This is a genomic window from Cohnella boryungensis (genome assembly GCF_042651945.1).
Classification (GTDB): domain Bacteria; phylum Bacillota; class Bacilli; order Paenibacillales; family Paenibacillaceae; genus Cohnella; species Cohnella boryungensis.
This window is the reverse complement of record NZ_JBHSED010000010.1, coordinates 1-22720: the sequence shown is the minus strand read 5'-3', so window position 1 is coordinate 22720 and position 22720 is coordinate 1. Positions and strand designations below refer to the sequence as shown.

Genomic DNA, 22720 nt, shown 5'->3' with positions numbered 1-22720 from the left:
ACCGCCGAACAATGATGCCGGGCGTTGCCTCGATCAGCTTATGCCGTTCCAGCCTTCTCATGCTTGCGTATCATCAGCGGGTAACACAGCATCGCTCCGACGTTGGCCGCCGCGATCGTCAGTCCCATCGGCAGCGCATTCGCGCTGCCCGCAACGCCGACTATCGGAGCAAGCGCTCCGCCGAGCAGAAAGGACAGCAAGCCCAGAAGCGCCGATGCGCTGCCGGCCGCATGCCCATGGTCCCTCATCGCCAAGGTAAACCCGGCGGCTCCCACAATGCCGACGCTGGACACCACGAAGAACAGCGGAACAAGTATTGCCGCAAGCCCCGCCGAAGCGACGATCATGACGAGCAGCAGCAGCCCGCCAAGCAGCGTCATCCACAGCCCTGCCAGGAACAGCCTTCTTTCCCCGACTCTCGGCGCAAGCCTTCCCGTCGCCTGTCCTGCGAGAATAATGCCAAGCCCGTTGACGGCAAAAAACACGCTGAACTCCTGGGGCGACACCCCGTACAGATTCTGCAGGACAAACGGCGATCCCGCAATATAGGCGAACATAGCCGCCGTCACCAGCGCCTGCCCGAGAGCATAGCCCATAAAGCGGCGATCTCCGAGGAGCTTGCGAAAGGTGGTCAGCGTCTCGCGGAAGCCCCCTGTCATTCTTCGTTCCGAAGGCAGCGTCTCCTTCATGCCGAAGAACACGGCAGCCAGCGTCAACAGCCCCCATGCGGCCAGCACGACAAACAGACCTTCCCACGGCATCCCCTTCAGCAGTTGGCCCCCGAGAACCGGTGCGAAGATCGGCGCCGCTCCGTTCACGAGCATTAGCATCGCGAAAAACTTCGTCAGCTCCGACCCCGAATACATATCTCTTACGATGGCGCGCGAGATGACGATTCCCGCCGCGCCGGCCAGCCCTTGCACGAATCGCAGCGCGATTAACGCGCCTATCGAAGGACTGAACGCGCATAAGAGAGAGGCGACCGCATACAGCAGCAAGCCGATCAGCAACGGCCCTCTCCGGCCGCGGAGATCGCTTAACGGGCCCGCGAGCAATTGACCAACCGACAGCCCGACCATGCAAGCCGTCAAGCTTAATTGCGCGTAGGACGAGGAGGTGTTCAGATTGTCCGCCAGCATCGGCAGTGCCGGCAAATATAAGTCGAGCGATAACGGCCCGAACGCCGATAACGAGCCAAGCAGAATAACGAGCCCTATCCGATTTCCGGTTCGAGGCGGCATGGTATCGATTCGGGCTGTCTCTTGGCGGGATTTCATTGGCGCTCCTCTTCTCTGTATCCGTGTCCTCCTATCATAGTACGAGTCCATTTGGGCTTTCAAGCCGGATATGCCGGCGATTCCCCTTTATTCCCATGTATCCGGCGCTGATATATAATACAGTTGTACCCACTGGCTCGTCCTTTAATGAAATCAACGATAGGAGATCAAGCATGGACATCGTACATATTCCCACGCATTTGATCGACGAAGATAAAGATCAGCCGCGCTATCAATTCGACGAGGAAGCCCTTCGGGAATTGATGAGCAGCATCGAGGAGCTCGGCCTGCTGTCGCCCATCAAGGTCAGAACGACGCAGGACGTAAGATACAAAATCATCTACGGCAACCGTCGCTATAAAGCCTGCTCCTCGCTTAACCTGCCGACGATTCCCTGTATCGTGTCCACGGCAACGGACGATCTGGAAATCTACCTGGAGCAGATCGCCGAGAACCTGACCCGGCAAGGCTTCTCCCCGATCGAGGAGGCGGAAGCGTTCAACAAGCTGCTCACCGATCCCAAATTCAGCAGCTCTCTCAAATACTTGTCCAGCAAGTTGGGCAAGCCCGAGGCCTATCTCAAGAACAAGCTGGATCTGCTGAAGTTCAGCCCCGCTGTCCGCAAGCTGATTGTCGGCGGCACCGAGATCAGGAAGGACCAACTGACGGAAGACCAGCTCATGCCCTTGAAGGACTTACCGCTGGAGTATCGCGACTCGCTCGCTCTGATCATGGCCTCCGACGAGATGCCGGTAACCGACGTGAAGCGGATCGCCCGCCTGTTCAAGGACAAGGACATTTCCGACGGAACGAAAGGCAAGCTCCTGTTCAAAACGGGATCTCAGTTGCTCGAAACCTGGTCCACCTATGAGCACAACCGTAAGGAACGGGCCAAGCAAGCGGAGCCTAAAGCGGCAGTCGTCGTCGCGGAGAACGGCGAAGCTTCGCCGCAAAGCGCTGCTGCGGAGGCAAGCAGCCCGGCGGCGCCGCAACGAGAGCGGGCGAGAACGAAGACGGAGGCGGCGGGCATAGAGCCGCTCAGCGAGCCGGACGCTCAGTTGTCAGGGGAAATGTCCAGCGAGCATGACGAGGCGCACGAAGAAGCGCAATCGGAAAGCTTCGTCGAAGGGATGCTGAACCTGCTGCTGTCCGCCTTGCCCGCTCCTTGCCATCTCTCGCCGTCCGACCTGCCCCGGCTGGAGGGCGTGGAAAAGCAACAGTTCGCGCAGGATGTCGACACGCTCATCTCCGATCTGGAGAAGCACCTGGCGGAATGGCGATCCGTCAAAGACATGTTAACCGTCAAAAATTAAAAATCGCCTGCCGCAGACTCTTCTCGCGGCAGGCGATTTGCTATTGTACGGTCATGGACTCTCCAATAGAGATCAATTGCTCTTTGGTCACGGAGTCGGAGATGCTTCCTACAGTGTACAGGACGGAAGCTTCCGGCTGCGTGTCGATCCAGCTTAAGTTGGCATTACGCTGCGTATCGCTGTAAGGGAAATGGGCATTATCGACGAAGAGCGCTTCCTGGCCATTGAGCGCGACCATCTCCTGAATGCCGGACGTCATGCCGACCATCTTGGATTTTTTTTGCATGACTTGCATCGTGACATAGATTTCCGCGCCGTTCGCATCCGTGTATACCGTAGTATATGCGGGAAAAGCTTCGGACTCGCGCTCGATTTTTTGCCACGCAAGTTGCTTGCCGCTCTCGACCTCCGAATGCAGTTCCTTGGCTACGTCGTTCTCCACAACCACCCCTCCGAATTGCATTTCCTCTTTGCCGCCGGCGAACGACAATGCATTCGAATTCGTGTCAGGCAGCTTGTATCCGGACACCTTAGCTGCCAGATTGCTTTCCCAGGACGTTATATCCCGATCAAGGCGAGGATTCGATACGTACTCCGCGAAGTAATAATCGCCCGACAATTTCGGCAGGGTCATTTTCTTGATTTCAGGAGAGTACACCAGTGCTTTCTCCCCGATCTGAAGCTGATCCTTGACCTGCTGCAATTGCTCCCGAACGACCTCCGCAGTCTCGGCATTATAAGAGACTGCCTCGATCTGTGTCATCTCCACGCTGAAGCGCTCGTCTCCGATCTTCGAGAAATATTGGACGCCGAAGCCCGTAATCACGAGGGCAAGCACTCCGGCAGCCACAAGAAGGAACGCTTTCCTGCGCGGGGCGCGGGGAGCACCTCTGAAGCGGGCCAGCTCCCTTCGATAATTCTCTCTGACTTTGGCATCAAGCGACCCGGGCGTAGTCAGGGTCAGCGCAGCCTTCGAATAAGCATCGTTCATTTTCTCCTCAATCCGCATGAAGAACGGCCTCCTTAAGCATTTGGTCTTGTCCGATCCAGTGCCGCAGCTTGCTTAGAGCCGAATGATGCCGGGACTTCACCGTACCCAGAGGAATGCCCAAGATCGATGCGATTTCCTCCAGGGTGCACTCCCGGTAGTGCCGCAGAACGACGACCTCCCTCAGCTTGTAGGGCAGCCGGTTCACGAGAGCAAGCATCTCCGAGCCTTGCTCCCGTTCCAGAATCCGCTCGTCGGCATGTCGCTCGGGAGGCTCCGCTGCATTGAGCTTGACCCGGTCGAACAGCCGCATTCTTCTCCACAGCTTGCGTCTCCAGTTGCTGGCTTGACGTACGGCGATGCCGTTCAGCCATTTGCGAAACGGCTGCTCGAAGCGATATCCTGGCAGCGAGCGAGGCAGGTTCATATAGACCTCGCTCAATACGTCTCCGGCATCCTCCGGATTCTTCAGCAGAAAGACGAGCAACCGGTATACCTCGTCTTTCGTAAGCTCGTACACGTGATGGAATGCTTGCGAATCACCCTGGACCATTTTCGCTAGCCATGGATGAATTTCATGATCCTGCATATAGGGGCGCCTCCTAGTGGGTTATTCATCCTCTATTGGTTCAATGCAGGAAAAAGGTTCGGTTCTGCTTTTCAAGCTTTCGTCCAACGATACTTCTCCGAATCCGGCTCGTCAACCGAGACTCCGCAGGCGGCCCGGAGCGGCCGTTAACGCCGAAAAGACGGCCGGGACAGAGTTTCCTCTGCCCGGCCGCCTCGTGCGCGCTCCCTGCTCATTCCCGTAGAGAACCCGCCGCTTCAAGCCCGATAGAACTACCGTTGTATCGGTTCAACCCAGAAGACGCTCTCGCTCTCTTCGCGAAGCGTCCAGCCAAAGGACAAGACGGATGTCAGAAGCGCCTTCTCCTCCGCCGACAGCGACACGCGCACCGCTTCCTGCCCTTCTTCAAGCAGCAGCCCCGGCTCGCGGCCGAACCGCACCAGAATCCAGCTGCGGATGCCGCGCACGGTGTTGTACTTGATCTGGTAGCCGTTCTTTACGGCCGCTTCGAACGTGTCCGGCTCCGCAGCCGCATACTCCGCAAGCGTCTCGTACTTGAAATGAAAATCGCTTTCGTCCGCCGGCAGCTCGCCGGCTCTTACCCGCTCAATCAACTGATCGTCCGACCAGCCGAGCGAGCGCAGCGATTCCAGCATTAACGCGTCCCACTGCGACAGCTTGACTCTATCGATTGTCCCCATGGCTCAGTCCGCTCCTTTATGTGTCGATAACCTTTCACGCCGCGAATCCTTCGCAGCCTCTATTCTGGAATCGCAGCCATTCGCGTCCTCAGTGATCCGCGACATAGTGTCCCGGGCTCACCTCGCGAAGCTTGCCGTCTCCTCCGCCGAACTCGGCTCGTTCCCAAGCAATCCGCTGACTTACCGCTCCGGGATCGGGGATGGGAATCGCCGACAGAAGCGCCCTCGTATACGGATGCAGCGGATTGTCGTACAGCTCGTCGCTGTCCGCCACCTCGACCAGCCGTCCGCCGTACATAACCCCGATCCGGTCGGATATGTGCCTGACCATGGACAGATCATGCGCGATGAACAGATAGGTCAGGCCGAACTCGGCTTGCAGATCCTCCAGCATGTTCACGACCTGAGCCTGTACGGAAACGTCGAGCGCCGAGATCGGCTCGTCGCACACGACGAACTCCGGCTTCACCGACAACGCGCGGGCAATCGAGATGCGCTGGCGCTGGCCGCCGCTGAACTCATGCGAATACCGATTAAGATGCTCCTTCTTCAATCCGACTTTGACGAGCAGCTCGGCTACGGCCTCCTTGCGGGCGCTGCCTTGGTGCAAGCCGTGAATGTCCATCGGCTCGCCGATCAGCTCAAGCACGTTCATGCCGGGATTGAGCGAAGAGTACGGGTCCTGGAAGATCGTCTGTATTCTCCGTCGAAAAGGCTTGAGCTGCTTCTCGCCGAGCTTCGACAGATTGTGGCCGTCATAGAAAACTTCTCCGTCCGTATAGTCGTACAGACGGATCAGACAGCGGCCGACCGTCGACTTGCCGCTGCCGGATTCCCCGACCAGCCCGAACGTCTCGCCCTTGCGGATCTGGAAGCTCACCCCGTCCACCGCCTTCAGCACCTGCTTGCTGCGGCCCCACAGGTCCTTCTCCTTGGTGAAGTGCTTTCGCAGATTCCTTACGTCGACAAGAACCTTGGCTTCACTCATGCGTCCTTCTCCTCTCCGCGATGCAAACGACTCCCGTCCCGATTTCCCTTCTCCGCGAAGGCCGGGCGTTGTCCATCCGCCGCGAGCCAGCAGGCCGAACGGTGGCCTTCGCCCAGCTCGAACAACGGCGGACGCTCCGTACACTTCCCGAAAGCGTGCGGGCACCGTTCGATGAACGGGCAGCCCGGCGGCGGGTCCAGCAGATCCGGCGGCGTACCCTCGATCGGCACAAGCCGTTCCCGCGATCCGCCCCCCCGCTTGGGCACGGACCGCAGCAGTCCTTGCGTGTAGGGATGTCCCGGACGATAGAAGATATCCTCGACCGCGCCTTCCTCCATAATCCGTCCGCCGTACATCACGAGAACCCGGGTGCATACCTGGGCCACCACGCCCAGATCGTGCGTAATGAGCACAATCGCCATATTTGATTTTTCTTTAATCTCTTTAAGCAAGTCGAGAATTTGCGCTTGAATCGTAACATCGAGCGCCGTTGTCGGCTCGTCGGCGAGCAAGAGCTCCGGCTGGCAGGACAACGCCATGGCGATCATGACGCGCTGGCGCATGCCGCCGCTGAATTCGTGAGGGTATTGCTCAACCCTCCGCTCCGGCTCTACGATGCCGACCTCCCGCAGCTTGGCGATCGCTTCCTTAAGCGCTTCTTCCTTGCTCAGTCGGCGGTGTCGGCGAATGACCTCAGTCATCTGAGCGCCAATCTTCTTGACCGGGTTCAGGGCGGTCATCGGATCCTGGAAGACCATGGCCGCTTTGTTGCCTCTAAGACTCCGCCATTGCTTGTCGCTCCAGCGGATTACGCTTTCTCCGCGATACCGGATGTCGCCTCCGATGATTTTGCCGGGATGCCCGATCAGGCCGAGCGCCGCCTTCGCGGTAACGCTCTTGCCGCTGCCCGATTCCCCCACAATCCCGACGGTCTCGCCGGCATCGACGTGGAAGCTGACCCCGCGCACCGCCTGATTTTCACCGCTCCGCGTATAGAAGGATACCTGCAAATCCTCTACGTCCAGCAATCTTCGTTCTGTCATGTTGAGTCCCTCCTTTGCGTCGCGCCGGCGAGCTACCTGCGAATCAGCTTCGGCTCGAAGCCGACGCGCAGAATATCGCCGAGGACGTTAAAGCTAAGCACCGTCAGCAAAATAAACAACCCGGGGAAGAGCGCCAGATAAGGCGCCTGGGCGATGTATCCCTGAGCGTTGTTGAGCATGCTGCCCCACGTCGCATTGGGAGCCTGCACGCCGAAGCCGAGGAAGCTTAAGGAGGACTCCATCATGATCGCCGAAGCAATATTGTTGGTCGCGCCGACGATTATGACGGGCATCAGGTTCGGCAGAATATGCTTGCCGATAATGCCGAAAGCCCCTTGCCCCGAAGCCCTCGCATAGAGAACGTATTCCCTCTCCTTAAGAGACATCGTCTCCGCACGCACGATCCGGGCGATATTCATCCACATCAGCAGAGCAATAATGACGATGATATTTCCTACGCTCGGCTTCAGATACACGCTCAGCAGAAGCAATACCAGGAACGATGGAATGGACATGAAGATTTCTACAAAACGCATGAGGAGATTATCGATGAGCCCGCCAAAATATCCGCTGACGACGCCGATCACCACGCCGATTCCGGTCGCCAGAATCATTGCGGCAAAGCCGACCGTCAACGACACCCGTCCGCCGTACAGCGCTCTGGTAAAATAATCCCGTCCGTAATCGTCCGTGCCGAACCAGTGCGCGCCGCTCGGAGCTTTCAGCCGCTCCATTGCATTCAAGGCGTTGGGATCATGCGGCGACAAGAAAGCGAGGGCCGCCGCAATCGTAAAGATGAGTAGCAATAGCATGCCGATGATGCCGAATCTGTTCGAAAGCAGCTCGCTGCCGACGCTTCGCCATTTGCTCCGATTCATGGGGTCACCTCTTTGTTTTGATTCTCGGGTCTGCGATGCCGTACAGAATGTCCGCTACCAGATTGCCCAGGATCAGCATGATGGAGGAGAACAGCGTTATTCCCATAATGACGGGATAATCCATGCCCCTCACGGCTGTCATGCCAAGCGAGCCGATCCCCGGCCAGGAGAATACCGTCTCCGTGACGATCGCCCCCGCAACAAGGTCCCCCATGGACATGCCCAGCAAAGTAATAATTGGGAGCAGTACATGCTTCAGCACGTGCCGGAACAGAACGGTTCTCTTCGTAGAGCCGAAGGCATACTGAATCTGCACGTAATCTTCCTTAAGCTGTCCGATCGTACTCGAACGAATATATCGAACGTAGATGGCCAGGAAGCCGAAGGCCAGCACGACGCAGGGAAGGATGCCATGCTTGAGAACGTCCGCGACGGATTCGACCCCGATCGTCCGCATCCCCATGCTGGGCAGCCATCGCAGCTTGACGGCGAAAAAATAGATCAGCAAGATCGCCAGCCAGAAGAGCGGAACCGATATTCCGATATACGCGAACAGATTGACCAGCTTGTCTATCCAGCGATTACGATTGGCGCCGGCCACCAGGCCCAGCGGAATTGCCAGCAGCACGGCCAGAGCGATGGAGGCGCCCATCAAGCCCGCCGTCGCCGGCAGCCGGTCGAGAATCTGGTCGAGGACAGGCTGATGGTTCACGAGCGAATAACCCAGATTGCCGGATACGGCCTCTTTGATCCATAGAAAATATTGAATATACGCCGGCTGGTCCAGGCCAAGATTGTGCCGGATCCGCTCAATATCCTCCGCATGCATATTCGGCGTAACGAACGACAGCACCGGATCTCCCGGCGCGAACTTGATCATGGCGAAGCAGGCCACCGATACGAAAAACAGCATCGGAATCGTCTGCAGCAGCCTTCTGACGATGAGTTGTCTCATGCCCCTACTCTCCCAGCCGTATTCGGACAAAAAAATAAGCTGGACGCACCAGCTTATTTTTCCCGCCCGTCCTTATTTCAGGTAAACCTTAGACAAGTCCTCGAAAATGACGACCGGCTTGAGCACCGCTTCTTCGATGCCGCCGTAACGCTTGTCCACTGCCACAATCGTCTTCGTGTAGGCGACAGGATAGATGCCCGCCTCTTCCGCGACAATGTTCTGAATTTGCTTGTAGATGCCTTCGCGCTTGGCCGCATCCGGTTCTCCGGCGCCTTGCTTGAAGAGCTCGTCCACTTCCTTGTTATCGTAATGAGAGTAGTTCGAGGAAGCGCCCGATGTGTACAGAATGCTGTAGGAATCCGGGTCGAAGCTCATGATGTAGCCGGTAACGGCCAGCTCGTAATCCGTCGCGTCCTTATCGAGGAACTTCGTGACCCAAGCGGAGGAATCCATGCTCTGCAATTCGACCGTCACGCCGATTTCCTTCAGCTTCTGCTGCACGTATAGCGCGATCGCTTCCTGCGCCTTATTGCCGCTTTGCACGATAAACCGCAGCTTCAGGTTGCTCGCGCCGGCCGCTTCAAGCAGCTCCTTCGCTTTCGCCGCGTCGTTGTCGAAGGTCGGTACGTCGTTCGTGTGATACAGCACGTCCGGCGTCAGGATCGATTTGGCCGGGTCGGCATATTCGGGCGACGTGTAGGCGACTTGGATCAGTTCTTCGCGATTCAACGCGTAGGAGATCGCTTGACGAACCTCTTTCTTGTTCATCAGATTCGTGTCGCTCTTCTGGTTGAACATCATATAGCCCAGACGGCCTTCGCTGTAAGGCAGAATCTCGAAATTGCCGTTCGACTGAATCGTTGCTACGTCTTGCGGATCAAGATATTTGATGTTGATCTCGCCGTTCTGCAGAGCAAGGTTCGCAGCGTTCGTGTCCTTCGCAATACGGTACGTGACCGTATCCAGGTGCGGCTTGCCGCCGAAATAGCTATCGAATCTTTCCAGCGTCAAATACTCGCCCGTCTTATATTCCTTGAACTTGAACGGTCCGGAGCCGATCGGAGCTTTGTTCTTCTCGCTCTTCTCGATGTTCGTCTCGTTCTCGAAAATGTGCTTCGGAATCGGAAACACCTGCACCAGCGTCGCCTCGAAAGCCGGGCTGATCTGCGGGAGCTTGAATTCTACGGTCGTGTCGTCCACTTTCTTCGCCTCGACCGGCTTGCCGCCGATTATCAGATTGCCGCGAAGGAAGCTGTTTTGCGACTCGTCCAAAATTTTATCGATCGTGAAGACGACATCGTCAGCCGTCAGTTTCTCGCCATCATGCCAAGTCAGTCCGTCTTTCAGCTTCAACGTATACGTGAGCTGGTCATCGGACAGCGTCAGGCTGTCGGCCAGATAGAACGTTTTTTTACCGTTGTTTACTTGGAATAGCGGGGCATACAGCGCTTGATCGATCGTCAGGCTGACGCGATCGCCCGCATAGTTGGGGTTAAGCACGATCGGATCGGACGCGACCGCGATGATGAGACCACCGCCGTCCTTAGGCTGGCCGCTCGCAGCCGGCTGCGACTCGGAAGGAGAAGCGTTCGAGGCGCTTGGCGCAGGAGATGAATTGGAGTTTCCACCCGTGCAGGCACTTACCGCTAATGCCAACAGAGTCAAAATAATGATGCCGGACAAGCTCTTGCTGATGGGATTACGCATTGTTCCATCCTCCGTGTTTCTCATGTTGTGTTTTTGATTCCCTAATAGTACATCGGATTACTCGGAAATGCAATCCTTTTACTTATGTCTATTTTTTGTCCTGCCCGAGGGGCTGGTCCCATACCTTGACTTCCTTCATTTTGTCTCCGCGCTTCAAGGCATCGACATGCTCCATTCCCGACACGACTTCCCCGAATACGGTGTGCCAGCCGTCGAGATAATCGAACCTGTCGTAGCAGATGAAAAACTGGCAGCTTCCCGAATTCGGCCCGAAGTGGGCCATAGAGACCGCGCCGCGAACATGTTTGTGCGGATTGCCCGCCGTCTCGCACGGGATTTTGTCGGTGCCGCCGCGTCCGTTTCCGTCCGGGCAGCCTCCCTGGACGACGAAACCGCGGACGACACGCTGGAAAGCCAGACCGTCATAGAATCCGCGGTTGGCCAGCTTCTCGAAGTTGGCCACCGTCCCGGGCGCCTCCTGGTCGAAAAAAGCAATGACGATCCGCTTGCCGTTCTCCAATGTGATCGAACCCATCTTCATTCGTTTAACCCCGCTGACTATTTATGGTATTCCTCAATTGGACCGCCAATATGTACAACCGTCTTGGCGGCTTTGTCCGGCGCGTAGATTTCCTGTACCTCGTCAGCCGTGAGGGGCTGACGGCTCCCGTCCTCGGCGCGAAGCAGCACCTCCGCCTTCGGGTTCATCGCCAGCAGCAAATCAATCAGTTCCTGTACCTTAAGTCCGTTAACCATTGCTAATTCCCGCCTCTAGTCGCTGACATCGTCCGATAGCTTCTTCTATCCCAAGGATACCATAGAATATGAAAAAGAATGTGAACGACCATCGCCGCGATTAATCCGTATTCAAGCAGTGCGTAACCGCAAAACAAAGTCACCCAGAAATTACCAAGAATAGCCGTCCATACGAACAGCGGCGTCGGCTTGCAGCCTTCCTCCAGATTGCCGGGCAGATGGGCCAGACCGAACAGCAAACCGCTGACGAGCAGAGCGATTCGGATCGATGCCTCATCGCTTAGCGACAGCCAGGACAGCCCCCATGCGAGCGCCGTCAGCAAGCCCCAGCGGAAGATTACCTCCTCCACGATTCCTCCTGAGGTCACCCTTGTCCATAAGCCAAGTCGGGCTCGCAATCCTTCCGAGATCCATACCGTCTCTTCGTCCAGCTTCTTTCTTACAAAACCGTAGTATACAACCATCCAACCAATCGCGCAAATAACGCCGGCAAGCGCCCCTGCGCCGAGCTGAACCAGCAGCTCTTCCCCCTGCCAGGTCGATCGGGCGGCGCCTTCAATAACCGAATCGCGGATGCCGATCCTCGGCCCCCAGTAGACGCCCGCTGCGGCGCATACGGCAGCGATCGCCAGCGTCTGCCCGAATGTAAGCAGATAGAGCGACCTTGCCGACAGCCGATTGTCCGGCTTGGCCGCGAGCAACTGGGCCGACGCTCTGCTCATCGCTTCGATTCCGGGAAGGCACAGCAGCACAATAATTCCTATACTGATCGCATTAACCATGAGCTCTCGCCCCTTTCTCCAATGCTTCCGACTCTCGCCCGAAGCGCAGCGGGAGGGCCGGCCACGCCGAGAGCACGCAGAGCGCTGCGGCCGCCAGATAAGCCGGCACAACTCCCGCCGAGTGACTCACGTATCCCGAAGCGGACGTTCCTAGCAGCAGGGCGCCCATGAAAAGCGGGGTAAGAATCCCGTTCACCCGTCCGACCATCTTCTCGGGAATTTTGGCAATGACGTAGCTGCCGACGGCGGTGTTGACAATCGCCAGCAAGACGCCGTTCGCGAAACGAAAAGCGCCGGTCAGCCAAGGCCACACCGACAGTCCTTCGACGATAAACGTCAGTCCCAGGAAGACGACTGCCGCCGGAAAGAGATAGCGGAGATGGAGCAAGCGCGTAAAGACGGCCGCGATCAAGGCTCCGAGCAGCAAGCCCAGCCCGTCCGCCGCCGCGAACCACTGCACCTGATCCGGCGACAGGCCAAGCCGCTCCGTGACGATAAAGATTTCCAGCGGCTGCGTCAGCCCCGAGCCCAGGCCGATCAGCAGGAAAGCCAGGAACAGCCGCTTCAATCCGCTCTCCGACCGAACGAAGCCGATTCCCTCGCGCAGATCGTCTTGAAGCGAAGCAGGCTGCTGCGGCTTCGCCGCTTTGTCGCCCGGCAGGAACGACAGCACCAGCGCCGACAGCAGGAAGAGAATCGGCAAGGCGATAAGCGAGGCCTGCAGTCCCGCCCACTGATAGATCGCCGTCCCGGCAACAGGACCCAGAATCAGAAAGAGCGAGCTCATGCTCTGCGTCAGCCCGATCGCGGCAGGAACCTGCTCCTCCGGCACGCGGGCTTTGAACATTTTCGCGGATGACGGCTGGGAGAACTGACTAAGAATGGCCGATAAGAACACCGCTCCATACAGCGACTGCCAAGCATCGTTCGCGATTAACGCAAGGATGAGCAGAATAGATGCCGCGCTGAGCAGGTCGCTTGCAATCATCGTTCGCTTCGGGTTCCATCTGTCGGCGAACAGCCCTCCCACGATGGAAAAAATGAAGATCGGCGCATATTCGACGATGGACAGCAGCGAGATTGCGAATTTGTCGCCGTTTGTCTTCTCCATGACAAAATAGAGCAAGGCCATATTCCGAATCCAGATGGCCATCTGCTGCAGCAGATCGGATACGAAAATCAATCGGAAGGTTCGATTCTTGAATAACATGCGTACTGCCTCCAAATTAGACCGACCGTACGGTCTAGTTAATTGATAAAAAAAACCAAGCTTCCCCCAAACGCGCTTTCAGGTTGGCTTGGCTCGAATTCCTTCCAGTAGCAATCGAACGGCATCCCGATAATAGGCCCTTACGCTTTCCTGCTCCCGTTCCCGTTCGTCCATGTAATAAATCTTGCTGAGCCCCTCCATCAGGCTGCTAACGAGAACCACCAGCCGATCAAGATCGCCTCCCGCGAAGTCCCCCCGTTCCATCCCCTCTCCGAGCACCTGCCGACAGGCTTGTGAATTGCTGTCGTTAATTCTCAGCAGCCTCTCCACGAGCTCCTCTGTAATGATATGGCTGCGGGCATATTCCTCCAGGCTATGAAGCAGCGGGTTCTGAAAATCGTTCGCGTAATGCTCGGCAAGGGCGTACAGCTGCTCCTCCGTAGAGCTTGTAGACAGCCGGAGCTTCTCCCATTCTTCTCGCCATTGCTCCGTATCCTCTTCCACCACATGAAGGAATAGCTCGTCTTTGCTCGGAAAATGGTGATATAAGCTGCCTTTGCTGACTGCCGCCGCCTCGCACACCTCGTTCATCGTGACGGCCCCGTAGCCCTTCTGGTTAAAGAGCTGCTTGGCTTTTTCCGATATTCGTTTCTTCGTTTCTTCCCCGTCCGAACGACCTCTCCCCATAGCGCACCTCCTATAGACCGACCAGTTGGTCTAATTATAGCATTACGCAAAGCCTTATCAAAGCCCCTCATCCGCACTATTTTAGAATTTCCCGAATTCTCTTCAAGGAATAGCCCGTATGCTGGACGAGATCCATCACCGTCGCTCCGGGATTGTTCTTGATGTACTCCTTGACGATCAGAGCTTCCGAGATATAGATTTGCTGACACTCCTTGCATAACGTATCCGGGCGCTGCACCTGAAGCTTCCCGCATCTGCCGCAATTGATCAATTCCATCCTCGCCCACCCTATCCATCCGGATTCCGTAGACTCCCATGTCTGTCTTTCTATTGTAACATCGTCCTTCCCAGTCGTCTCCTATGGCGGGCAACGGTCCGGAGGCGTGCATAAGGAAGGGGCTGTTCTCCAATGGGAATAGCCCCTTCCGGATTAGTGTTGGATCAGCCGTTGGACAGAGTAAACGAGGTCGTGTCGCTTTCGTTAGCCGATACGAGATGGTAGAAGTAGTTAGTTGTACAATGTACAACTAAGCCGACTGCCAATTAGTGCAAGATAGCCTCTAATTGTACTTTGTACATCTAATTTCGAAGGTTAAGCGTTACTTGGCAAAGCTGCTCTGTTTTAGTTGCAGTTTATACAAATAGTCACAACAAAATCCTCATCCGCTGTCATTTTATTGTATTCCGTGCAACTAGCTCAAAAGCTTTTGTCCTGTCTCGCCCCGCGTTTCCTGTCGAATTGGCCGCCATCTCCAGCTTCAAGAGCGTCTGGCATTCAACTGGCTGCAACATGGACATATACGCGGAGATACCCTGCCGTCTGTGTCCCCGCCCCGAAAATGTCAGAGGATAACCGCCTCCTTCGGATAAGCTGCGAAAGAAGCCTCCCTGCCGCTGGGTAGCGGACGGGGGAGGCTTCTTAATCGCTAAGCAGGTAGTCGTTTTAATCGACGCTGATGAAGCCCGCCTGCTGCAGCAGGCGGCTGACCATAACCGCCGTCTCCGCTCTGGTAATCAACGCCTGAGGCTTCAGTCCGCCTTGCACGCCTTTCAGCAAGCCGCCCTTTACCGCAGCGGCAACCTCTCCTTGCGCCCACGGACTGATGCTCTTTCCGTCCTCATAGTCATCAAGCGCGGAGAGGCTTTCGGAGACGCCGATTCCGGTCATCTTCATGGCTCTGGCGAGCATGACCGCCGCCTCCTCCCGGGTAATCGTATGTCCGGGAAGGAACGTCCCCTCGCGGTTTCCTTTCACGATTTCGTACTCCGTAGCCGTCGCTACCGCTGCCCGATACCAGGCGTCCGGCTTCACGTCCGCGAAGGCGCCAGCGCCCTCAGACGGAGACAAGCCAAGCGCCCTCACGATAATCGCGGCGAACTCCGCTCTAGTAATCGGGGCCGCAGGCTCGTAGCGAACGGAATCCACCCCGTTCAAGATCCGGCGCGAGGCCAGATCCTCCACTTCCGCCTGCGCCCAATGACCGGTCAGATCGGCGAAGCTGACCGGATTGGAGATGAGCGCATAGACGCTGTTCGTCAGGCTATGAATAACTGCCACCGGCTTGCCTTCTCTGATCTCCGTTCGGGAAGGCACATGACGCAGCGAGCCGTCCTTCTCCACGACGACAGCCGTTGTCACGCGGCGCGCATCCGTTCCTTCCGGCAATCGGATCGTTCTCTCCACATAGGTGCTGAACCTGGCCGCTTCAACGCTCCGACCACGGAAGTCGGCATGGATCGAGAACTCGATCAGAGGAGCAATCAGCTTGGCGCCGGCAATCGTTTCGTTCGCGCGCTGCGCGATGGATAATCTCACTGTAATGTCCGCCAAGGCGTTCTGCCCCTCCAGCAGCTCGGACAGCCGGAGAATCCGGATTTCCTCTGCGGGAAGCCTGTAGCTTCCGAGAGAGGTGCGGAGCTCCACATTCGCTTCCTTGTTCTCCAAGGCGCGAACGATCTCGCCCGTCAGCTCCAGCTGTATGCGCCCGCCCGCAGCTTCGCCCGTCTCTAACCGTAAAGTAAACCTATCCGCTTCCCGTTCCAGTCTGGCCAATAGCGATTCGGTGTTCCTGTCTAACATCACAATCGTATCGCCCTCTGCCGTCCTCCGTTCGGACAGAAAGCCCTGCAGGGACTGCCCGTTAACTGAAGCGGAAGCGAGCCCTGCAGTCTTCGGCTCCTCCTGCGTCACGGGCTGCTGCGGCTGCACCGGATCGCTTGAACCGGAGGATGGCGCATTCGCCCGCACCAACGAGATCGTATAGCGCTCGCCTGTTCCATCCTCTGCCGCTACGTTCAGCTCGATGCGATTGGAGCCTTCATCCAGCGGAAGCTGGGCGCTCGCCGCTCCGCTCATCAAGGGCAGCGGCCCCAGCTTCAGCGTGCCCGCACGTCCGTAGACGCTGGCCGTTACGCTTGCGCGCGGGTCGTAAGTCGCCGCCGTTACGGATACCGAAGATGTCCCGTAAGCAACGTTGACTGAATACGACACTGTCGATCTGTCGAAGGAAGGGTTCAGGGCAACCGCTTGTCCCCCTGCGGCGGCTAAGATCAGCCCGGACAGCGTGGCGTCTCCGGATGGAGGGAACGTCCCCGGATCCCGGAGCCATTTCGCATAAAGCGTAACGTTGCCGGCAGGCATAAGGAACTCATCGCCCGGCTGATAGTCCATCCCCAGTCCGTTCGCTTGAGCGTTCCAGCCCGCGAAGGAAAAGCCCGCTCTGCCCAGACCGCCGGTATTGCCGAGAACCTCGGCCTGCTCGTTTTCCCAGTATTCGTAAGGGTCCAACGGCGGCTCTCCGCTCGTATTGCCATTGCCTTCATACCAGATCGTATAGGTCGGCTCTTCCGGGGTATTGACCTTTAATTTGGCGTAGGCGCTTTTCCGGCCCGCCTTGTCCTTGACGATCACGATAAAGTGATACGACTGTCCCCCGTACAGCCCCGTTGCCAGCTTCTCGGAGATGTCAGCCTCGTACGGACCTATCGGCGTCCCCGAAGATTCGATCGCGCTTACCGTGCTCGGATTGTTGCTGCCTACGCGATAGACCCGATATTCCAGCTCTTCCGGCTTGCTCAGATTATCGCTCGCCTTCGTCCAAGACAACATTGCTTGCGATTGCGTGACATTGGAAGCAATCAGTTGCGGGTCGCCGACAGTAGGAGGGGTCAGATCCAGTACAGCCCGATTGATGACGGGAATGAGCCTGGTTTCTGTGGTGTTGTCCCCGAGCTCCCCGCTTCCATTCGAGCCCCAGCCCCATACCGTGCCGTCCGTCTCCATCGCCGTGCCGGAGAAGCCGCCGGCCGCAATAGCCGCGATATCCTTTAAGGCCGTAATGTTGATTGGCGCATAGCGCGTAATGAGCGTACCGTCTCCCATCTCGCCATAATTGTTGAAGCCCCAGGCCCATACGTCTCCCTGATTCGTCAGGGCGTAGCTGTGATGGCCGCCTCCCGACACGGCTTTAACGTCGCCGACTCCGATAGTTTGAACGGGCAGAGAACGGTTGGAGCTTGTCCCGTCTCCGAGCATTCCCCATGTATTCATGCCCCAGCTCCACACCGTGCCGTCCGCCTTGACCGCCAGACTATGGGAGTTGCCCGCCGAGATCGCCGTAACCTCGCTGATGGCGATCTGATGCGGAACGCTGCGGTTAACCAGCGACCCGTCGCCCAGCTCGCCGAATTCGTTGTTCCCCCACGTCCATACCGTACCGTCGGACTTGAGCGCCATGCTGTGCCATCCTCCGGCGGCAATCGCGACGACATCCGTCAAGCCGGATACCTGCACGGGGGTATCGCGCTGAATCGTCGTACCGTCGCCCAGCTCGCCGCTGTCGTTTTTGCCCCAGGCCCACACCTTGCCGTCATCGGTCAAAGCAAGGGTATGATAGCTGACCCCTGTCGAGATCGCTCTTACGCCGCTGATCCCCGCAATCAGCACCGGCTTTGTTCGATTGGTCGAAGTACCGTCGCCTAATTGACCGTTCTCGTTCATGCCCCACGCCCATAGCGTGCCGTCCTCTTGCATCGCGTAGCTGCTTCGGATCCCGGTGGCGACAGCCTTCACCCGGCTTAAGTCGGCGACTTTAGTCGGCACCTTTCTACCGCCGGTCGTGCCGTCGCCGAGCTGCCCTTTCGTATTCTGGCCCCAGGAATATACGGTGCCGTCCGACAGCAATGAAAGACTATGATAGTAGCCCATCGCGATCTGCGGGGCCACAACGTAATCCGATGCGCTGGCCGTCCTCTCCGGGAGAAAAGGGAAACACCCCAGCAGCAAAACGAGGCTCAAGCCGAGTTTATTCCATCGTGACATGCTCTCCATCCTTCCGCTTATCCGGCGTTGTCCGCCTAATTTCCCGTCCATTTTACGAAGAAAAAATGAAAATTTCGATTTACTAAAGTTAACTTCTCGACATTTTTTTTGCACAAAGAAAACACCCCTCCGGCGTCTTCAGACAGCCGGGAGAAGCTTTGCGGAGACGATACAGGTAAAGATAAGCGTGAAACTTATAAAATCTGTATCGTAAAAAAGCCAACCGGAAACCGGTTGACTTGATTCTGCGAACGAGGCATTCTCCAGCCCGCTTTACCTGTAAAGCTCCATGATTCGATGTCCGTACAACATAAATGCCGACAACACTCCGGCCAGCAGCAAATACGCGGCCAGCACCTTCCACTTCACCGCAGCCGGGGCTTCGTAATAAGTGCGGTACCGGTTCAGCTCCTCGTCGAGCTCGCGAATGTTCGCCTCCGCCTTTTCCCCCGTTTCCAGGAGCAGCGTTGACGGAATCGGCCGACTCGGGTCGCCCTCCTCGTACTGCACGGGCTCGTACTCCCATTGCTGCAACAAAGCCAGCGTGCGCTCAGCGAATTCCCGATCCATCCGCACCCGCTCGCGATCAAGCTTCTCTTCGTCCTGCAGGAAAGGAATCAGCCTTCTGCGACCGCCGGTCTCTTGGGCCCGCTTGGCGATGTCGACTTGCGCCTGCAGCGCTTGCTTCAGCTCCCAAGTGCTGTAGAGACTCGGCCATCTCCGAACGCTATCGCGGAGCTCGCTGAGCTTCGTCCTCTCGTAAGCCAGAAGCGAGCCGCGATAGCCCTCCCGGGCCCGATTCCACCAGCTTACGGCGCCGATGATCAGGATCAGCACCATCAGCGGACTATGCGTATAGAAGGCATACGCCCCAAGCAGCAGCAGACCGATCAGCCAGATTCTCGTCGACAGAACGGAAACGATGCGCCCTCCATCCAACGGCGAAACCGGGATCAGGTTAAATAAATTGATCATCGCGCCCAGAAAGACGACAAGCGCCCAGAACGGCTCCCGGGTCGTCTCGTACAGCACGACAGCCGGCAAAAAGGAGATCAGGCCGGCAAGCGGGCCGCCGTAAGCCAAATAAGCTTCCGTTGCGGCATCGCGCGGACGTTCCTTCATGGAGATTAGCGCTCCGACGAATGGAATGAAGAAGGCCGGCGACGTCGGGATGCCTTTTATTCGCGCCGCCACAAGATGTCCCATCTCGTGAACGAAAATCAAATATACGACGGCTACGCCGAATTTCCATCCGTACAAACTCGCATAAGCGCCCAGGCTGATCATCATCGTAATCAGCGTGCCGCCGAACTTCGTCCACTTCAGCAAAGCGACCGCCCACTTGAACTTCGCTAGCAGGAATACTCCGATTCCCATCAACAAGGATCTGGTTTTCGTGTTATTCACTTTGGTCTTCCTTTCCTTGCCCTGAATGCCGGCTGGATTATCGCTTATTGTCCTAAGGTATACGGACGGGCATCTCTATCGGTTTCGCAGACGCGGCCGAATCCGTCCGACTTCAGGTGCGGTTTGCGCGCTTCTTTACCCGCTGCCCCATCTGTGTTACACTTACCGATACTTACAGGAAACGGAGGGTTAAACGTGATAGACTTCATCCGAGTTAGATCCTTGCGCGGCTAATTGAATAGCGCTTAAGGCTCTGCCTGCGTGCAGAGGACTCAGGATAGGTCTGTCCTATAACCCAATTATAACGGTAATCGACAGGAAATGCTTGGAACGGATGAAGGCTGGCGGGCTTGCGCCGTCAACCGATTTTCAGGCATGTCTCCGTCATTTTCACCGTGGGATTAGGCTTGATCGGCAGCTCGCGACCGTTGCTTCGTGTCGGGCTGGCCTCTTCCGAACCTCTATCGTCATAACGACCGCACAGGCAGAGCGATGTCTGTGTTTTTTGTTGCGTTCATTTACGATTGGAGGAATGTACAATATGGAACCATTACGCGAAAAAGCCATTACGGTCGGCGTACAGCTGCAGTTGATCCAAGCTGCCCGCTTCGCGGCCTCGATGGAGGAGCTGCGCAATCTGGCGGAAGCCTGCGAGCTGGACGTTGTCGGCGAAGTCACTCAGAAAGCCGAACGCGTGCTGTCGGGTACCTATATCGGCAGCGGCAAAATTCAGGAGCTAAAGGAAAGAATGACCGCCGCCCAAGCGGGAATAGCGATCTTCAACGACGAGCTGTCGCCCTCGCAAATACGGAATCTCGAAGCGGAACTGGACTGCCGGGTTATCGACCGCACGCTGCTCATCCTCGACATCTTCTCCAGCCGGGCCCAAACCCGTGAAGCCAAGCTGCAGGTCGAAGTCGCACGGCTTCAATACATGCTGCCCAGACTGGTCGGCCTGCGCGAATCGCTCGGGCGTCAGGGCGGAGGCTCCGGACTGAAAAACCGGGGCGCCGGGGAAACGAAGCTGGAGCTCGACCGCCGAAGAATCGAAGACCGGATCGCCGCATTGCGGGAGGATCTGGAGAAGCTCGTCGCACGACGACAGATTCAGCGCCAGCAAAGACGCAAAAACGAGATTCCCGTCGTCTGTCTGGTCGGCTACACGAATGCGGGCAAATCGAGCTTGCTGAATGCCGTCATTCGGAAATACAGCCTTGGCGCGGACAAAGAGGTATTGGCCAAAGATATGCTGTTCGCCACACTGGAAACCTCGGTGCGAAGCATCGCGCTCCCGAATCGACGTTCCTTCCTGCTCGCCGACACAGTCGGCTTTGTCAGCCAGCTGCCCCACCATCTCGTCAAAGCCTTCCGTTCGACGCTGGAAGAGGTAAGGGAGGCCGATCTGCTGCTGCACGTCGTCGACTGCTCCGACCCCGATAGCGACAAGCGGATCGAGGTGACCAAGGAGACTCTAGATGAGCTCGGCGCAGGCGGCATCCCTGTGCTGTACGTGTACAACAAGGCGGATCGGGCCCCTTCGCAGGCCTACCCGGAGGTTACGGACGAGGGCATCTACCTGTCCGCCCGCGAGGGCGCCGGAATCGAAGAGCTCGTGCAGCTGATCGGTCGTTCGGTGTTCACCGATGACCTCACCTGCGAGGTGCTTATCCCCTTCGATCAGGGGCGGCTGGTGTCTTACTTCAGCGAGCATGCCGTCATCCACACCATGTGCCATGAGGAGAACGGCACCCGGCTGGAGATGACTTGCCGGGAAGCGGAGTTCGAGAAATTCCGTCACCTCTTCACTACACTCAGCTCGCTGTAATCGATCACGGCAAGCGGCGCTGGGAGGTTGCTCGCGCCCGCGCCGCCTGCGCAACGGGGCGGGTTTGACGAGCAAGGGAGCTGGGTTGCGGGTTGCGGGTTGCGGGTTGCGGGTTGCGGGTTGCGGGTTGCGGGTTGCGGGTTGCGGGTTGCGGGTTGCGGCTTTATTGCCGGACCGGCCCAGGGCGGGTACTTCTCTCCCTCTCCCCCGTTATCGCCGCAACTTGCGGCTTTGGCGAACTAACTTGCTGATCGGCGGCGCTTCGGCGTGATTTAGTTTGACTTTGGCGAACTAATTGGCTGATCGGGTACGCTGCGGCGCACTTTAGTTCGACTTTGCGTAACTAACCGGTGGCTCGGCGGCGCTGTGGCGCGCTTTAGTTCGACTTTGCATAACTAATTGGCTGCTCGGCGGCGCTATGGCGTGATTTAGTTCGACTTTGGCGAACTAATCGGCTGTTCGGCGGGGCTTTGGCGTGCTTTAGTTCGACTTTGCATAACTAACCGGTGGCTCGGCGGCGCGATGGCGTGATTTAGTTAGAGTTTGCGTAACTAATTGGCTGCTGGGTGGGGCTTTGGCGCGCTTTAGTTAGACTTTACGTAACTAATTGGCTGCTGGGCGAGGCTTTGGCGCGCTTTAGTTCGACTTTGCATAACTAATCGGCTGATCGGCGGAGCTTTGGCGTGATTTAGTTAGAGTTTGCGTAACTAATTGGCTGCTGGGTGGGGCTTTGGCGCGCTTTAGTTCGACTTTGCGTAACTAATTGGCTGCTGGGTGGGGCTTTGGCGCGCTGTAGTTCGGCTTTGCGTAACTAATTGGCTGATCGGCGGGCCCATGGGATGAAGTAAAGTTGTTTGTGTACCAGCATTTGGAGCCTTATCAGGCAACAAAAAAGTAGGGTATTCTCGGGATTGCGACGTCCACAAGAAGGAGCCCTACTCGATGACAACTATACCCGATAACGCTTTTGACAATCTACTTGAAAATGCTGTAACTAAGCTCGTACAGGAGAAACTCGAACTCCTGCTTCGTGAAGAAATTAAAAATTACATTAGCACAGAGCACCAAGGACCGCGCACCAGTCTTAACGGTAACTATTCGCGTACTTACCAAACTCGCTACGGTACCATTGATGCGCTTCAAGTTCCGCGAGATCGAAAAGGTTACTTTCAAACGCGGTTGTTCCAGCCCTACCAACGTCGCGAAGGGTGGCCTGAAGAAGCCATCATTCACATGTACAAAGGCGGCATGAGCACGCGTGAAGTTGCCAAATTCATCGAGAGCATGTTTGGCACGCAGTACTCACCGACGACC

Annotated in this window: 20 protein-coding genes; 3 read left to right on the top strand and 17 right to left on the bottom strand. The window is 57.1% G+C overall.

The window, feature by feature from the left end; all coding sequences use genetic code 11:
- Positions 1 to 38: 38 nt before the first annotated feature.
- Positions 39 to 1277 (bottom strand): multidrug effflux MFS transporter, encoded by a 1239-nt coding sequence (locus ACFO1S_RS06980; protein ID WP_204605178.1) that lies wholly within the window; start codon positions 1275 to 1277, stop codon positions 39 to 41.
- Positions 1278 to 1450: 173 nt separating this feature from the next.
- On the opposite strand from ACFO1S_RS06980, the gene ACFO1S_RS06975 reads away from it, so the two are divergent.
- Complete coding sequence (locus ACFO1S_RS06975; RefSeq protein ID WP_204605179.1) at positions 1451 to 2590, top strand: ParB/RepB/Spo0J family partition protein; 1140 nt, start codon at positions 1451 to 1453, stop codon at positions 2588 to 2590.
- Between the two features lie 40 nt (positions 2591 to 2630).
- Here the strand turns inward: ACFO1S_RS06975 and ACFO1S_RS06970 are convergent, their stop codons facing one another.
- From ACFO1S_RS06970 to ACFO1S_RS06895, 16 genes are all read right to left on the bottom strand, one after another.
- Positions 2631 to 3599, bottom strand: coding sequence for a hypothetical protein (locus tag ACFO1S_RS06970; protein WP_204605180.1), 969 nt, complete (start codon positions 3597 to 3599; stop codon positions 2631 to 2633).
- The gene (locus tag ACFO1S_RS06965) at positions 3589 to 4167 is read right to left on the bottom strand and encodes a sigma-70 family RNA polymerase sigma factor (RefSeq protein WP_204605181.1); all 579 of its coding nucleotides are present in this window, start codon (positions 4165 to 4167) and stop codon (positions 3589 to 3591) included. Before ACFO1S_RS06965 ends, ACFO1S_RS06970 begins: the two co-directional genes overlap by 11 nt.
- A 251-nt stretch (positions 4168 to 4418) precedes the next feature.
- A complete protein-coding gene (locus ACFO1S_RS06960) occupies positions 4419 to 4847 on the bottom strand; it encodes a phosphohexomutase domain-containing protein (RefSeq protein ID WP_204605182.1) in 429 nt (142 codons plus the stop codon).
- Positions 4848 to 4935: 88 nt separating this feature from the next.
- On the bottom strand, positions 4936 to 5835 hold the full coding sequence (locus ACFO1S_RS06955; protein WP_204605183.1) for an ABC transporter ATP-binding protein: 900 nt from the start codon (positions 5833 to 5835) through the stop codon (positions 4936 to 4938).
- A complete protein-coding gene (locus ACFO1S_RS06950; protein WP_204605184.1) occupies positions 5832 to 6878 on the bottom strand; it encodes an ABC transporter ATP-binding protein in 1047 nt (348 codons plus the stop codon). Before ACFO1S_RS06950 ends, ACFO1S_RS06955 begins: the two co-directional genes overlap by 4 nt.
- A gap of 32 nt (positions 6879 to 6910) precedes the next feature.
- Positions 6911 to 7756, bottom strand: a complete 846-nt coding sequence (locus ACFO1S_RS06945) for an ABC transporter permease (protein WP_204605185.1) — start codon at positions 7754 to 7756, stop codon at positions 6911 to 6913.
- A 4-nt stretch (positions 7757 to 7760) separates the two neighbouring features.
- Positions 7761 to 8711 (bottom strand): ABC transporter permease, encoded by a 951-nt coding sequence (locus ACFO1S_RS06940; RefSeq protein WP_204605186.1) that lies wholly within the window; start codon positions 8709 to 8711, stop codon positions 7761 to 7763.
- 72 nt (positions 8712 to 8783) lie between these two features.
- The gene (locus ACFO1S_RS06935) at positions 8784 to 10418 is read right to left on the bottom strand and encodes an ABC transporter substrate-binding protein (protein WP_378126496.1); all 1635 of its coding nucleotides are present in this window, start codon (positions 10416 to 10418) and stop codon (positions 8784 to 8786) included.
- 88 nt (positions 10419 to 10506) lie between these two features.
- Positions 10507 to 10959 carry a peptidylprolyl isomerase gene (locus ACFO1S_RS06930; RefSeq protein WP_204605187.1) on the bottom strand — a complete coding sequence of 151 codons (453 nt, stop codon included), beginning with the start codon at positions 10957 to 10959 and terminating at the stop codon, positions 10507 to 10509.
- Between the two features lie 17 nt (positions 10960 to 10976).
- Positions 10977 to 11174: a hypothetical protein gene (locus tag ACFO1S_RS06925; RefSeq protein WP_204605188.1), complete on the bottom strand. Its 198-nt coding sequence runs from the start codon at positions 11172 to 11174 to the stop codon at positions 10977 to 10979.
- A gap of 2 nt (positions 11175 to 11176) precedes the next feature.
- Positions 11177 to 11956, bottom strand: a complete 780-nt coding sequence (locus ACFO1S_RS06920; RefSeq protein WP_204605189.1) for a CPBP family intramembrane glutamic endopeptidase — start codon at positions 11954 to 11956, stop codon at positions 11177 to 11179.
- Positions 11949 to 13181, bottom strand: a complete 1233-nt coding sequence (locus ACFO1S_RS06915; protein WP_378126494.1) for an MFS transporter — start codon at positions 13179 to 13181, stop codon at positions 11949 to 11951. The genes ACFO1S_RS06920 and ACFO1S_RS06915 overlap by 8 nt, the downstream gene beginning before the upstream one ends.
- A gap of 63 nt (positions 13182 to 13244) precedes the next feature.
- Positions 13245 to 13853, bottom strand: coding sequence for a TetR/AcrR family transcriptional regulator (locus ACFO1S_RS06910; RefSeq protein WP_204605191.1), 609 nt, complete (start codon positions 13851 to 13853; stop codon positions 13245 to 13247).
- Between the two features lie 76 nt (positions 13854 to 13929).
- Positions 13930 to 14130, bottom strand: coding sequence for a hypothetical protein (locus ACFO1S_RS06905; protein WP_204605192.1), 201 nt, complete (start codon positions 14128 to 14130; stop codon positions 13930 to 13932).
- Positions 14131 to 14796: 666 nt separating this feature from the next.
- Positions 14797 to 18174, bottom strand: coding sequence for an RCC1 domain-containing protein (locus tag ACFO1S_RS06900; RefSeq protein WP_204605193.1), 3378 nt, complete (start codon positions 18172 to 18174; stop codon positions 14797 to 14799).
- 273 nt (positions 18175 to 18447) lie between these two features.
- A complete protein-coding gene (locus tag ACFO1S_RS06895; protein ID WP_204605204.1) occupies positions 18448 to 19551 on the bottom strand; it encodes a site-2 protease family protein in 1104 nt (367 codons plus the stop codon).
- Between the two features lie 571 nt (positions 19552 to 20122).
- Between ACFO1S_RS06895 and hflX the strand changes: the two genes are divergently transcribed.
- Positions 20123 to 21406, top strand: a complete 1284-nt coding sequence (gene hflX, locus ACFO1S_RS06890) for a GTPase HflX (protein ID WP_204605194.1) — start codon at positions 20123 to 20125, stop codon at positions 21404 to 21406.
- A gap of 942 nt (positions 21407 to 22348) precedes the next feature.
- On the top strand, positions 22349 to 22720 hold a 372-nt coding region (locus tag ACFO1S_RS06885), incomplete at its 3' end, for a transposase (protein WP_378126490.1).

Coding starts and splice junctions, on each gene's coding strand:
- ACFO1S_RS06910 (WP_204605191.1), bottom strand. CDS start 13,853: ATGGGGAGAGGTCGTTCGGACGGGGAAGAAACGAAGAAACGAATATCG.
- ACFO1S_RS06965 (WP_204605181.1), bottom strand. CDS start 4,167: ATGCAGGATCATGAAATTCATCCATGGCTAGCGAAAATGGTCCAGGGT.
- ACFO1S_RS06945 (WP_204605185.1), bottom strand. CDS start 7,756: ATGAATCGGAGCAAATGGCGAAGCGTCGGCAGCGAGCTGCTTTCGAAC.
- ACFO1S_RS06900 (WP_204605193.1), bottom strand. CDS start 18,174: ATGTCACGATGGAATAAACTCGGCTTGAGCCTCGTTTTGCTGCTGGGG.
- ACFO1S_RS06970 (WP_204605180.1), bottom strand. CDS start 3,599: ATGCGGATTGAGGAGAAAATGAACGATGCTTATTCGAAGGCTGCGCTG.
- ACFO1S_RS06930 (WP_204605187.1), bottom strand. CDS start 10,959: ATGAAGATGGGTTCGATCACATTGGAGAACGGCAAGCGGATCGTCATT.
- ACFO1S_RS06935 (WP_378126496.1), bottom strand. CDS start 10,418: ATGCGTAATCCCATCAGCAAGAGCTTGTCCGGCATCATTATTTTGACT.
- ACFO1S_RS06980 (WP_204605178.1), bottom strand. CDS start 1,277: ATGAAATCCCGCCAAGAGACAGCCCGAATCGATACCATGCCGCCTCGA.
- ACFO1S_RS06975 (WP_204605179.1), top strand. CDS start 1,451: ATGGACATCGTACATATTCCCACGCATTTGATCGACGAAGATAAAGAT.
- ACFO1S_RS06925 (WP_204605188.1), bottom strand. CDS start 11,174: ATGGTTAACGGACTTAAGGTACAGGAACTGATTGATTTGCTGCTGGCG.
- hflX (WP_204605194.1), top strand. CDS start 20,123: ATGGAACCATTACGCGAAAAAGCCATTACGGTCGGCGTACAGCTGCAG.
- ACFO1S_RS06905 (WP_204605192.1), bottom strand. CDS start 14,130: ATGGAATTGATCAATTGCGGCAGATGCGGGAAGCTTCAGGTGCAGCGC.
- ACFO1S_RS06960 (WP_204605182.1), bottom strand. CDS start 4,847: ATGGGGACAATCGATAGAGTCAAGCTGTCGCAGTGGGACGCGTTAATG.
- ACFO1S_RS06955 (WP_204605183.1), bottom strand. CDS start 5,835: ATGAGTGAAGCCAAGGTTCTTGTCGACGTAAGGAATCTGCGAAAGCAC.
- ACFO1S_RS06940 (WP_204605186.1), bottom strand. CDS start 8,711: ATGAGACAACTCATCGTCAGAAGGCTGCTGCAGACGATTCCGATGCTG.
- ACFO1S_RS06920 (WP_204605189.1), bottom strand. CDS start 11,956: ATGGTTAATGCGATCAGTATAGGAATTATTGTGCTGCTGTGCCTTCCC.
- ACFO1S_RS06895 (WP_204605204.1), bottom strand. CDS start 19,551: ATGGGAATCGGAGTATTCCTGCTAGCGAAGTTCAAGTGGGCGGTCGCT.
- ACFO1S_RS06950 (WP_204605184.1), bottom strand. CDS start 6,878: ATGACAGAACGAAGATTGCTGGACGTAGAGGATTTGCAGGTATCCTTC.